Origin of the sequence: Actinomyces gerencseriae DSM 6844, from assembly GCF_000429265.1 — a bacterium.
GTDB lineage: Bacteria > Actinomycetota > Actinomycetes > Actinomycetales > Actinomycetaceae > Actinomyces > Actinomyces gerencseriae.
The window spans coordinates 142,126-153,994 of sequence record NZ_AUBN01000009.1 but is presented as its reverse complement, the minus strand read 5'-3'; the positions used below and the strand labels follow the sequence as shown (position 1 = coordinate 153,994).

General features: G+C 73.6%; 11 protein-coding genes. 2 read left to right on the top strand and 9 right to left on the bottom strand.

Annotated features, from left to right (window positions below; all coding sequences use genetic code 11):
• Positions 1-31: 31 nt before the first annotated feature.
• From mutM to coaD, 5 genes are all read right to left on the bottom strand, one after another.
• A complete protein-coding gene (gene mutM, locus G448_RS0103745; protein WP_026406898.1) occupies positions 32-1,042 on the bottom strand; it encodes a bifunctional DNA-formamidopyrimidine glycosylase/DNA-(apurinic or apyrimidinic site) lyase in 1,011 nt (336 codons plus the stop codon).
• A 5-nt stretch (positions 1,043-1,047) separates the two neighbouring features.
• Positions 1,048-1,938: a ribonuclease III gene (rnc, locus tag G448_RS14975; protein ID WP_084436303.1), complete on the bottom strand. Its 891-nt coding sequence runs from the start codon at positions 1,936-1,938 to the stop codon at positions 1,048-1,050.
• Positions 1,938-2,519, bottom strand: a complete 582-nt coding sequence (locus G448_RS0103735) for a YceD family protein (RefSeq protein WP_026406897.1) — start codon at positions 2,517-2,519, stop codon at positions 1,938-1,940. Before G448_RS0103735 ends, rnc begins: the two co-directional genes overlap by 1 nt.
• A gap of 238 nt (positions 2,520-2,757) precedes the next feature.
• Positions 2,758-3,312 (bottom strand): ATP synthase subunit B family protein, encoded by a 555-nt coding sequence (locus G448_RS0103730; RefSeq protein WP_026406896.1) that lies wholly within the window; start codon positions 3,310-3,312, stop codon positions 2,758-2,760.
• Positions 3,296-3,832, bottom strand: coding sequence for a pantetheine-phosphate adenylyltransferase (coaD, locus tag G448_RS0103725; protein ID WP_026406895.1), 537 nt, complete (start codon positions 3,830-3,832; stop codon positions 3,296-3,298). The genes G448_RS0103730 and coaD overlap by 17 nt, the downstream gene beginning before the upstream one ends.
• Before the next feature lie 177 nt (positions 3,833-4,009).
• On the opposite strand from coaD, the gene rsmD reads away from it, so the two are divergent.
• On the top strand, positions 4,010-4,582 hold the full coding sequence (gene rsmD, locus G448_RS0103720) for a 16S rRNA (guanine(966)-N(2))-methyltransferase RsmD (RefSeq protein WP_026406894.1): 573 nt from the start codon (positions 4,010-4,012) through the stop codon (positions 4,580-4,582).
• A gap of 27 nt (positions 4,583-4,609) precedes the next feature.
• Here the strand turns inward: rsmD and G448_RS0103715 are convergent, their stop codons facing one another.
• Both G448_RS0103715 and G448_RS0103710 read right to left on the bottom strand, forming a co-directional pair.
• Positions 4,610-6,856, bottom strand: coding sequence for an ATP-dependent DNA helicase RecG (locus G448_RS0103715; protein ID WP_026406893.1), 2,247 nt, complete (start codon positions 6,854-6,856; stop codon positions 4,610-4,612).
• A 75-nt stretch (positions 6,857-6,931) separates the two neighbouring features.
• Entirely contained in the window at positions 6,932-8,788 is a 1,857-nt protein-coding gene (locus G448_RS0103710) for a DAK2 domain-containing protein (RefSeq protein WP_026406892.1), read from the bottom strand.
• Positions 8,789-9,103: 315 nt separating this feature from the next.
• Here G448_RS0103710 and rpmB point away from each other — a divergent pair, with 315 nt between their 5' ends.
• Positions 9,104-9,295: a 50S ribosomal protein L28 gene (gene rpmB, locus G448_RS0103705; RefSeq protein WP_003785965.1), complete on the top strand. Its 192-nt coding sequence runs from the start codon at positions 9,104-9,106 to the stop codon at positions 9,293-9,295.
• A 202-nt stretch (positions 9,296-9,497) separates the two neighbouring features.
• Here rpmB and G448_RS0103700 read toward each other — a convergent pair whose 3' ends face one another.
• Positions 9,498-10,592, bottom strand: coding sequence for a thiamine-phosphate kinase (locus G448_RS0103700; RefSeq protein WP_051268600.1), 1,095 nt, complete (start codon positions 10,590-10,592; stop codon positions 9,498-9,500).
• On the bottom strand, positions 10,579-11,772 hold the full coding sequence (locus tag G448_RS0103695) for a D-alanine--D-alanine ligase family protein (RefSeq protein WP_026406890.1): 1,194 nt from the start codon (positions 11,770-11,772) through the stop codon (positions 10,579-10,581). Before G448_RS0103695 ends, G448_RS0103700 begins: the two co-directional genes overlap by 14 nt.
• Between the last annotated feature and the right edge of the window lie 97 nt (positions 11,773-11,869).

The following is an 11,869-nucleotide window of genomic DNA, read 5'->3' as shown; positions in this document are numbered from 1 at the left end:
GCCCCGCCGCCCCCGGCCGCCTGCGCCGTCCTCAGCACCGCGGGCGGGTCTGGCACCTCGGGCAGGACGTATGGCTGCGCCCGCCGACGGCCTCGACGCGCATCGGCGCGCCGCACCGCCCGCAGGGCAGCCCGGCGCGCCCGTAGGCCGAGAGCTCGCGGGCGAAGAAGCCGGCGGCGCCGTCGGCATCGACGTACAGGGAGTCGAAGCTCGTCCCCCCGACGGCCAGCGCCCGCTCCATGACGGCCGCGGTCCGCGCCAGCAGGCGCTCCACGACGCGCGGCCCGATCCGCTTGCCGGGCCGCAGGCCGTGCACGCGGGCCGCCCACAGGCCCTCGTCGGCGTAGATGTTGCCGACGCCCGACACGATGCGCTGGTCCAGGAGGATGGTCTTGATGGCACGGCCCGAGGACCGCATCCGGGCCGCTGCATCGCGCCGATCCAGCGCGGGGTCGAGCAGGTCGCGGGCGATACGGCGGGCGTCGTCGGGGAGCAGGGCGTCCGGGCTGCCCCTGCCGCCGGGCGCGCCGTCCGAGGTCGGCACCAGGTCGGTGACGTGCAGGCCGCCGAACACGCGCTGGTCGACGAGATCGACGAAGGCCCCGTCGGACGCGTCCCCGTCGATGGGGGCCAGACGGAGGCGCACGCGCAGATGACGCGGCCGTATGGACGGCTCGTGCACGAGGGTCGGGGCGCGGGTGGCCATCGGACCGGCGCGATGCGCATCGACCCGGCCGGCGACCCGGGCACCCTCGACGTCGTCGTGCGGCTCCGCGACGGCGCCGCGCACGAGGAGCTGGCCGCTCATGCCCAGATGGGCGGACAGCGCGCGGCCGTCATCCAGCGGCAGCCACAGGAACTTGCCCCGCCGTACGGCCGCGGTCACCGTCCGCCCGGCGAGCTGACGGGCGAAGGCCCCGGGACCGCCGGCCTGGCGGCGCAGGGAGCGCGGATCGAGGATCTCGACCGCCTCGATCGCACGACCGATCAGATAGCGGGCCAGTCCGGAGCGCACGGACTCGACCTCCGGCAGCTCGGGCACGCCGCTCAGTCGCCGAGGGCCGGCGGAGCCGGCGCGGGGACCGGCCCGGAAGCGGACCCGGGAGTCGGCCCGATCCGCGCCTGCCGGGCGGCCATACCCGCCAGATCCGTGCGCAGGGCCTCGTTGACCCCGGGCAGATCCAATCCGCCGTCGCCGTGACTGGCCAGGATCGCGGCGTAAGCGGCCTCCGCGGCGGCGTGCTCGGCGAGCTTCTTGGAGGTGCCCGTGCCCTCGCCGCGGGCCTCGCCATCGACGATCGCCTGCGCGGTGAAGACCCGCTCGTGGTCGGGCCCGACGCTCTCAACCTCGTAGCGCGGGTTGCCCAGTCCGTGAGCCGCGACGAGCTCCTGAAGGCTGGTCTTCCAGTCCAGGCTCGCGCCGCGCGTGCGGGCCGAGCTGAGGAAGCGGGCCACGAGGCGCTCGACCACGGCACGAGTCGGTTCGAGCCCCTGGGAGAGGTAGGTGGCACCGATGAGCGCCTCGACGGTGTCGGACAAGATCGAGTCCTTGTCACGACCGCCGGTCAGGGACTCCCCCTTCCCCAGCTTGATGAACTCCCCCAGGTTCAGGTCCCGGGCCACGGCCGCCAGCGCGGGCTCCGATACGGTCGCGGCACGCATCTTGGCCAGTTGGCCCTCGGGGACATCCGGGTGGGCGCGGTAGAGGTACTCGGTCACCACGATGCCCAGCACGGAGTCGCCCAGGAACTCCAGGCGCTCGTTGGTGGGCAACCCGCCGTTCTCGTGGGCGAAGGAGCGATGGGTCAGCGACAGGTCGAGCAGATCCGGATCGATCCGCGGCCCCCACCGGTAGACGAGGGCCTCGACATCGCTTCGCGCCGGGGAGGCGACGCGGCGGGACTGCCTACCGCCGCTCTTACGAGACGAGTGGGCCATCAGGCCTGCCCCTCCTCACTCGCGTCCGGCTCGCCCCGCTCGGGCAGAAGAGCCGCCAGGGCGGACCAACGCGGATCGAGCTGCTCGTGGTGGTGATCGGGGGGCAGGTCGTCGAGCCTCTCGCCGCACTGCGGGCACAGGCCCGCGCAGTCCTGCCGGCACAGGGGCTGGAAGGGAAGCGCGGGCACGAGGGCGTCGCGCAGCGCCGGCTCCAGGTCCAGGTCGGTCTCGCCGACCAGGAGCAGGTCCTCGACCTCCTCGTCGTCATCGGCCGCCCGGGCCTCGGCGGCCCGGGGCAGGTAGTAGAGCTCGTCGAAGGCGACGGTGCGGTCCTCGTCGAGGTCTCGCAGGCAGCGCACGCACCTGCCGTGGATGCGGACGTCGGCGCGGCCGCGGGCCAGCACGCCGTCCTCCATGCTGGTCAGCTGCGCATCCAGGACGACGGGGCTGCCCTCCGGCACGCCGATGACGTCGGTGCCCAGATCCGCGGGGGCGGCCGTCTCCACACGGACGTCCTTGACGGACCCGATCTGGTGCGGCAGATCGACGATGTCGACCACCAGTGCGGCCGTGGTGCTCATGGTGCTCCTCCGGTTATCCGGTACGTACACGGGTCGGGCGGCGCCCAAACCCGCAAGGGATCAGGGTACCCGGGCGCCAGCGGCACGAGCCCGCAGCGCCCCCCGTCGGCGGATCACACTTCGAATCGTGATCCCTAGCCGCACGGGCGCCGCGCACGCGCCCCGCCGTGGGGCCGCGCGGACGCGCGAGGACGGTCGGCGCACCGCACGCGCCCCGCCGCGCCCGGACCGGCGGTGCTCATACGGACCCGGAGATGAGCGGCCATCCGGGGCGACGGCGGCCGTCGCCCGGGAGCGTCGCCTCATCGTCATCGGCGGGGTCGCCGAGCCGGGATGCCAGGACATCGCGACCCGCGCGCACCTGCTCGGTGATCTTGACGAGCTCGGCCTCCAGGGCCGCCAACGTGCGATCCGAGTAGTCGTCGGCGCCGTGACGGAGTCCCGCCGCGCGGTCCTCGGCCTCGGCGACGATTTCGTCCGCACGCTCATGAGCCATGCGCACGACGTTCTCCCCGGCCACCAGACGATCCGCCTCCTCCTGGGCGTGCAGGACGAGCCTCTCGGACTCCTCCCGCCCCTGGGCCAGGACCTCATCCGCGTCGGCGACGATCTCCTCGGCACGACGGACGGCGGAGGGGACGGCATGGCGCGCGCTGTCGATCAGGGCCAGCGCATCGTCCCGATTGACGATGGCGGAGGCGCTCATCGGCACGGAGCGCGCACCGGTGATGAGCTGGTCGAGCTCGTCGAGGATGCGCAGCAGGTCGTCTCCGGCGTCACGGCTGGTCGTCACGAGTGGTTCCTTCCTGTCGGGAGGCTGTCGGGGGGTGCGGCACCGGCAGGGCGTCCCTGAGCGCCTCCACGACGGCGTCGGGCACGAGGCGGGAGACGTCGCCACCGTGCCGGGCCACGTCCTTGACGAGAGACGAGGAGACATGGGCGTGGGCGGAGGCGGCGACGAGGAAGACCGTCTCGGGCGCGCCGAGATCGCGGTTGAGCAGGGCCATGGGCGCCTCAACGTCCAGATCGGTGCCGCTGCGCAGGCCCTTGACGACGACGTCGGCCCCGCGGGCGCGGCAGTAGTCGGCCAGGAGGCCGGGCACGATGTCGACCTCCGCGCCGGGCAGGTTCCCCAGAGCCCGCCGGGCCAGTACCACGCGGGTGTCGAGGTCGAACAGGTGACCGGACTCCTTGGCGGCGTTCCGGGCGATGGCCAGGACGACCCGGTCGAACACGGTCGAGGCGCGCCGTACGACGTCGACATGACCCAGAGTGATGGGGTCGAAGGTTCCGGGGTACACGGCCAGTGACATGCCCCGAGGCTAACGGCGTCCCCGCCTCGACGGTGGACGCGCGCCGGGGCCGGGCGACCCGATCCGCGTCTCGACGTCGTCGGGGCATCCGGGCGCCCCCGTCCCGCCGCGCGAACCGGTACGAGGCCGACCGACTCGGCGCGACGACCCGATTCCGCTCTGCCGTAGGCTCCGACTATGACCAGGATCGTGGCCGGAACGGCTGGTGGACGCAGGATCGAGGTCCCCCGCGCGGGGACGCGCCCGACCTCGGAGCGCGTGCGCGAGGCCCTGTTCGCACGGCTGGAGCACAATGGGGCGATCGACGGCGCGCGAGTGCTCGACCTGTGCGCGGGCTCCGGGGCCCTGGGCCTGGAGGCGGCGAGCCGCGGTGCCGCGGATGTGACACTGGTGGACTCCTCGCGGAGGGCCGTGGCCGTCTGCCGGCGCAATATCCGCTCCCTGGGGCTGGCGGGCGTGCGCGCGGTGACGGCGAGGGCGACCGCATTCCTGGCGGGCCCCGCCGGGAGGTCAGTCGATCTGGTGCTCATCGATCCGCCCTACGAGCTGAGGGACGAGGAACTCGCCGCGATGCTCGCCCCCCTGGCTCGCGACGACGACCCGTGGCTGGCGCCGCGGGCCGTCGTCGTGGTGGAGCGCTCCTCCCGCTCGCCCGGGCCCGCCTGGCCCCGGAAGCTGGAGCACGTCGCGAACAGGCGCTACGGCGAGACCTCCCTCTGGTTCGCCGAGCCCGATGAGAAGAGCCGATGAGAGGAGCTGGGAGGGCCCCCGGAGCCGTCACACCCGCTCGAGATAGGCCTGCGACTCCTCGTCGAGCCGCTCGACGATGGCGGCGGCCAGCGCGCGGTGATCCGTCAGCCGCGGGTCGGCGGCGACGATCTCCTCGGCCTCGCCGCGAGCCGCCTCGATGACCCTCCTGTCGCGAGTCACCCGCAGCAGATCGAGATCGCTGCGCCGCCCCGACTGGGCCGCCCCCAGCACGTTGCCCTCGCTCCGCAGCTCCAGGTCCGCCTCGGCCAGGGCGAAGCCGTCGGCGGTCTCGGCGAAGGCCTTGAGCCGGTGGTAGGCGGCGGACCCGACCTCCACGCCGGTGGTCGCCACGCACACCGAGGACCGGTCTCCCCGGCCCACGCGCCCGCGCAGCTGGTGGAGCTGGGAGAGCCCGAAACGATCGGCGTCGAGGATGACCATCATGGTGGCCTCGGGCACGTCCACCCCCACCTCGATGACGGTGGTCGCCACGAGCACCGGCGCGGCGCCGCTGGCGAAGGCCTCCATGGCGGTGTCCTTCTCGGCACTGGTCATCCGTCCGGTGAGCGTGCCGATGCCCGTCCCCGTGAGCGACGGCTCGTCCGCCAGGCGCTGCGCCCACTCGGCGACCGCGGCCGGCGGGCGCGTCGGCCCCTCCCGGTCCGCGCCCCCGTCCGGCTCCTCCGGCAGGTCGTCGGAGGCCTCGGGCCGATCGGGGTCGTCCTCCCCCTGCTCCTGGTCGCCGGCGTCGATGCGCGGGCAGACGACGTAGACCCGACCGCCGGAGGCCACTTCCCGGGCGGCCCGCCGCCAGATCCCCTCCACCCACGTCACTCGGTCCCAGGGCACCAGGTGGGTGTCCACGGGGCCGCGTCCCGCCGGGAGCTCATCGAGGATCGCCGTGTCGAGATCGCCGAAGACCGTCATGGCGACGGTGCGCGGTATGGGGGTGGCGGTCATGACCAGCAGGTGCGGGGTGCGCTCCTCCCCCGTGGCGGGATCGGTCACGCCGCGACGCTCGCGCAGGGCGTCGCGCTGAGCCACTCCGAAACGGTGCTGCTCGTCGACCACCACGAGCCCCAGGAAGGGGATCTGCACGGTCTCGGCCAGCAGCGCGTGCGTGCCCACGACGATGGCGGGCTCGCCGGCGGCCAGGGCGGCGAGGATCTCCCGACGCCGGCCGGCCGGCGTGGAGCCGGTCAGCAGCAGGACCCGGATGGCGCGCTCCGCACCGCCGAGCATTCCCGCCCGCCCCAGGGGCCCCAGGAGAGCCTCGAGACTGGTCCGGTGCTGGGCCGCCAGCACCTCGGTGGGGGCCAGCAGAGCCGTCTGCCCTCCCGCCCCGACGACCTGGGTCATGGCGCGCAGGGCGACCAGGGTCTTGCCGCTGCCCACATCGCCCTGCAGGAGGACCTGCATGGGCACGGTCGATTCCAGGGCGTGCGCGATGTCCTCCCCCACGCGCGCCTGCCCGGCCGTGAGCTCGTAGGGCAGGGCGGCATCCAGGTCGGCGCGCAGGGAATCGGGACCGGGGGCGGGCCAGGCCACGGCGGTGCGCGTGGCCCGATGGCGGGCCCGGCGCTGAGCGAGCGCGGTCTGGAGGACGAGCGCCTCCTCGTGTCGCAGTCGCCGTCGCGCCTCCCGCCACTGCCCGGTGTCCTGCGGCTCGTGGACCCAGCGATAGGCGGTGAAGGCGTCGATGAGCCCGTGGACCGTGCGCACGCGCTCGGGCAGGGGCTCGGGGACGTCCGCTGCGTCGAGCTGATCCAGGAGCGTGCGCACGGCCTTGGCGACGCGCCAGCTCGGCAGTGCCTCGGTGGCAGGGTAGATGGGCAGTGGACGGGCCAGAAGCGCCTCGCGCTCGGCCTCATCGAGCTCGTCGAGGACCTGGATGCGCGGACCGACGAGCTGCTTGCGCCCCCGGTGAAGCCCGACCTTGCCCGACAGCAGCGCCGTGGTGCCCGGCGAGAGCTGGTCCGCCCGCAGCTTCATGAGACCCGCGGTGCCGAACATGACGACGGCCATGCTCGTCGTGCCATCGGTGACAGTGGCCTCCATAATGGCGGGAGGGCGTCCGCCACGGGTGCGGCGCGCGGACGAGCGCACGACCCGGGCCTGGACGGTGGCCTGCTCGCCGTCGGCCAAGGCGCGCAGATCGGTCAGCTCGCCCCATGTGTCGTAGCGGCGAGGCAGGAGCCGCAGCAGGTCTCCGGCAGTACGGGCCCCCTGCTTGGCGAGCTGGTTGGCGGTCCGCGCGCCCAGGATCCTGTCCAAGGGGCGATCCAGCAGGGGCGCCGACCCGCGAGCGGGATCGGATCGGATGGGCGTGGATCGTGTGCTCACGCGCCCCTACTCCAGAGCCATCAGGACATCGGGACGCGCCTGGGCCCCGGCGTGGATGACGACCTCGATGGCGTCGGGGTCCCCGAGGGTCCGCTCGCCGTAACGAGCGACGGCCTCGGCGGCGAGGGCGCCGACGTCCGGCATGGCGTCGCGTCCGAGGATCACGGTGACGAGCTCGTCATCGGGTCGCAGGGCGGTGTCCAGGGCGGCGGCGACCGCATCGGCCTCGGCGTCCGGGCCGTCGAGGGCCAGCGTGCGCAGCTCGATGGCGGCGCGCCCGGCCCTTCTGGCCAGAACGGTGAGGCCCTCGCCGCTTCCGGCCACGGCCACGGCCGCCGCCAGGACACGGGCCTCGTCATCGGTGTCGCACACGAGGAGTTGGACGCCGTCGCCGGGTGCGGGAACGGCCTCGGCCGCGCCGCGCACATGGGAGACGGCGGAGCGGGCGGCCAGGAAGCGCGCCGCCTCGTGGGCGTGGGCGGCGCAGTCGGCGTCGCAGGGCAGCACGATCACCTGCTCCAGGCCGATGTCGATGGCGGCGCGGATGATCCCGTCCCGCTCGGGATCCAGGACGACGACGGCGCCGGTGCGGGCGAGCTGCTCGATGAGCCCCGGGGCGCGGGTGCAGGCGATGACCCCGGTGCGCTCACCCGTCGGAGTGGGGGGACCGAGATGAGAGGGGTGCTTGCGCATGGAACTATCGCGCCTGGCGGCCCGATTCCGGGCCCGACGCGCGGCGAGACGCTCGAAGGACACGACGTGGGAGTCCTCGATCCGGTCGCCGCCGGGCAGAGGCGGCTCGTCGGCCTCCCAGTCGGCGACGACTGCCAGGGCCGTGGGGTGAAGGTGGTGGACGCACACCTGGCGAGCCCGTCCAGCACGCGGCAGCGCCGCGCGGGGGGTGTCGGTGTGCACGTGGACCTGGTACAGGCCCACGCCCAGGGCGTCGGGGGTGCCGACGACGCCCACGGAGTCCCCGACGCGTTCGAGCTCACCGCGCAGGACGTCCGCCTGGGCGGTCGTCGCCTCGAGCAGGTACATGACCTCGAACTCCCCCATGGAGGCCGTCGGCGCGCTGTCGCCCGGTCCGGAGGCCACATGCGTGGCGCCGGCCAGCAGGTCGACGAGCATCTGGTGGGCGACCTCGGTGCAGGGATGGGGGGCCTCCAGCGCCTCGGCGTCCCCCTGCCCCCGGTCTCCGGCGTCGATCGTATCCGACAGGCAGGTGAGCATGAGCATGAGGGCCGCACCGCCGGCATCCACCGGGCCGTGGCCGAGTCCGGCGGTCTCGACGACGCTCTCCTGGGCGCCGAGGGCAGCGGCCGCGCAGACCGCCGAGAGGCTCGTGGGCGCAGTGGGGCGGGACTCCTCCAGAGCCGCGCGCGCGGCGGCGGCGGCGTCCTGGGCGACCGTCAGCAGGGTTCCCGTCACCGGGCGCGACACGGCGGCCCAGGTGGTGTCCGCGATGCGCTCGTAGGCGCGGACGATCTCGACCGGCCTCAGTGCAGCGGGGTCGGGCGCCTCGGCGCAGACGTCGGCGAGGGCGACCAGGACCTGGGAGACCAGAAGACCGGAGTTCCCGCGCGCGCCGCGCACCGCTCCGTCAGCCGCCGCCCGGGAGACCTGGACGAGGCCGGCGCCGGCCGGCAGGAGGCGCATGGCGTCGCAGGCGGCGCGCACGGTGAGCAGGACATTGGTGCCGGTGTCCGAGTCCGGGACCGGGAAGACGTTGAGGGAGTCGACGAGCGCGCGTGTGATCTCTCCCGTCCTGCGCGTCAGACGCAACCAGGAGCGCAGAACAGGAGCGGTCAGGGCGTTCACGGGAACCGGGGTGGGCAACTGGCCGCTCGTCTGCCGTGTCACGCCGCGTTCTCCTTGGCTACCGGTGGGTCGGCCGCCCGACCGGGCGGCCCGCTACCCCTGTATAGTTCCAAGGCTACCGGTCCGCGCCGCTGCGCGCGTCCTGAGCGCCGGTCCAGGCGCCGTTGCGAGGAGCGCAGTGAAGCGGAGCTCCTCTTGGACGGCCACGTATGTGCCTCACCCCACGCCTCATCAGCTTGGGGCCTTTCCCTGCCGTCCGATAGGGTTTGCGGGTTGCCCGGGGCGCGAGCTCGGGGTATTCGATCCAGCGCCGTGACGTCGTCCGGCGTTCACGCAAGAAGATTCAGGAGTGAGACCGTGGCTGCTGTGTGCGATGTCTGCGGCAAGGGCCCCATCTTCGGCAAGAGCGTCTCGCACTCCCACGTGCGGACCAACCGCCGGTGGAACCCGAACATCCAGCGCGTGCGCGCTCTCGTGAACGGCGCTCCCAAGCGTCTCAACGTGTGCACGTCCTGCCTCAAGGCCGGTAAGGTGACGCGCAATATCTGAGTGCGCTCTCGCCGATCGGGCGCTGCGAGGCCGTCACCCCGCGGGTGGCGGCCTTTTCGTCGAGATCGGTCGAGTTCCGCGGCGAGATCGGTTCGGCGGCGCCGCACCCCGATAGCCCGATAAGACCGGCTTTCCCGGACGGGTCCGGCGACGGAATCGTCGGGCCCGCCCCGTCCCGGCCCGCTCAGCCGACTCGGCGGTGTCAACCTCGGAAGTGGTCCCACCCCTTCCCCGCATCGGGAGCCCGTCCACTGACCATGACGCGAGGGCCATCATCCGGCTCCAGCACGCGCCCGATGACTCGGCTGCCCGGTGGGGGCCCTGTCTCGGCCGGGACGGCGGCGAGCATGCCGTGGTCCTCTCCCCCGGTGAGTACCCATCGACGCGCCAGTGCCCGAGCGGCGGCTCGCGAGTCCTCCAGCAGGCGCGCCACGGGCTCCAGGACGGCCAGGTCCTCACCGGTTCCGGCCACCGAGCCCAGAGGATCGTCGATGTCCATCCGCACCCGGGAGGCCTCAGCCATGCGCCCCGCGTCGCGGAGCAGCCCGTCGGAGACGTCCATCATCGCGGTGGCACCGGCCTCGGACAGGGCGGGGCCCGCCTCCAGGGGCGGCACGGGGGTGCGGAACACGGACAGGCTCTCGTGCGCGGCGGCGCGCGTCCGCTCCTCGAGCCCGTCCCGGAACGAGGCCCCGCCCCGCGCCCCGCTGCGACCGGAATCGTCGATGCCGGCGCCGAGCAGTGCGAGCCCGGCGGCGCTGCGGCCCAGCGTCCCGGTGTGGACGAGCAGGTCACCCGGACGGGCTCCCGAGCGCAGGACGGGCGAGCGGCCCTGCAGATCGCCGTGGACGGTGACGGCGATGACGAGCCCCTCCCCCGCGCTCAAGTCACCGCCGACGACACCGGCGCCGATCCGGTCGCACGCTCGGGCCATGCCCCTCGCAAGGTCCTGGATCCATGTCAGCGATGTGCTCAGGGGCAGGACGAGGCCGACCACCAGCGCCACCGGACGGGCCCCCATCGCCGCCACATCGGCGAGGTTCTGGGCCGCGGCACGCGCACCGATCTCCTGGGCGCTCGACCAGTCGGTGGAGAAGTGGTGGCCCTCGACCAGGACGTCGGTGCTCACGCAGTAGCGGGCGTCCGGCGCGGTCAGGACGGCGCAGTCGTCGCCATTGCCGACCAGCGCGCGCCGGGTGCCGGGCAGCAGCGGCGTGAAGGCCGCGAGGAGCTCCTCCTCCGTCAGATCGGCGACCGTGATCGGACGGCGCGCGTCGACGCCCTCATCGATTGACATCGGCCGGCCGCTCCAGGGCCAGCTCGATGAGCTCGCCGATCAGGGCTGTGTAGTCCATGCCGGTCACCTCCCACATGTAGGGATACATGGAGAAGGGGGTGAAACCGGGCATGGTGTTGACCTCGTTGACGACGGCGCGCCCGTCGTCGGTGACGAAGAAGTCGACGCGGGTCAGGCCCTCGCCCCCGATGGCGAGGAAGGCTTCAGCGGCGGTGGACATGACCAGCTCGCGCTCGGCGGCGGTGAGCCGGGCGGGGCAGACCATCTGCACGGCGTCGTGGGCCAGGTACTTGGTCTGGTAGTCGTAGAACTCGCCGGCGCCATGAGAGGCGTCCATGACGATCTCACCGGGCTCGGCCACGCGCGGAGCGTCATCGCCGTGCCCCCCCAGAACCGCGACCTCGACCTCGCGCCCGGTGATCCCGGTCTCCACGAGCACCTTGGGATCCACCGCGCGAGCCGCCTCGACGGCGGCGGGTAGGTCCTCGCGACGCTCGACCTTGGTGATGCCGAGCGAGGAACCGGCCCGGGCCGGCTTGACGAACAGCGGGTAGTCGAGCTCCTCGCAGGCCGCCAGGATGGCGGCGCGATCCCGCTTCCACCGGTGGGGCCCGACGACGACGTGCGGCGCGGTGGTGATGCCGGCGGCTTCCAGGAGCACCTTGGTCGCCTGCTTGTCCATCCCCGCGGCGCTGGCGAGCACGCCGCAGCCCACGTAGCGGATGCCCAGCATCTCCAGCAGCCCCTGGATGGTTCCGTCCTCCCCGTAGGGGCCGTGCAGCAGGGGCAGGACGACGTCGACATCGCCTAGGACGCTCGGCCCCGCGGGTGTCAGGGCGGTCAGCGCTCCGCCCCCGAGCTGTATGGAGAGCTCGCCGCGCCCCAGCCCCTCGGCGGTGATCTCCACGGGCGGGCGGGAGTCGTCCAGAGCCAGTGCGGCGGGGTCGTCGTCGACGAGCACCCACTGACCGGTTGGCGTGATGCCGATGGGCAGCACGTCGTAGCGGTCGCGGTCGATGGCCGACAGGACCCCGGCGGCGGTGGCGCACGAGATGGTGTGCTCTCCGCTGCGCCCGCCGAAGACGACGGCGACACGCGGTCTGCGCGAGCCGCCCGGTCCGGCGGGGGGGAGGGGGTCGGGGTTCGAGGGCTGCTGGCTCGGCACGGCGCTCTGAGACATGCCGCTAACGCTACCGCGTGGCCAGCGGACCGCGCGCAGTCCCCGTCGCCCAGTACTGCTGACCGGCACGGCCCCCGGCCGGCATCGTCCCCGCGTC

Excerpts from the sequence above, each read along its gene's own strand:
- rnc (WP_084436303.1), bottom strand. The coding sequence starts at position 1,938 with ATGGCCCACTCGTCTCGTAAGAGCGGCGGTAGGCAGTCCCGCCGCGTC.
- G448_RS0103735 (WP_026406897.1), bottom strand. The coding sequence starts at position 2,519 with ATGAGCACCACGGCCGCACTGGTGGTCGACATCGTCGATCTGCCGCAC.
- coaD (WP_026406895.1), bottom strand. The coding sequence starts at position 3,832 with ATGTCACTGGCCGTGTACCCCGGAACCTTCGACCCCATCACTCTGGGT.
- rsmD (WP_026406894.1), top strand. The coding sequence starts at position 4,010 with ATGACCAGGATCGTGGCCGGAACGGCTGGTGGACGCAGGATCGAGGTC.
- G448_RS0103700 (WP_051268600.1), bottom strand. The coding sequence starts at position 10,592 with ATGTCAATCGATGAGGGCGTCGACGCGCGCCGTCCGATCACGGTCGCC.
- G448_RS0103695 (WP_026406890.1), bottom strand. The coding sequence starts at position 11,772 with ATGTCTCAGAGCGCCGTGCCGAGCCAGCAGCCCTCGAACCCCGACCCC.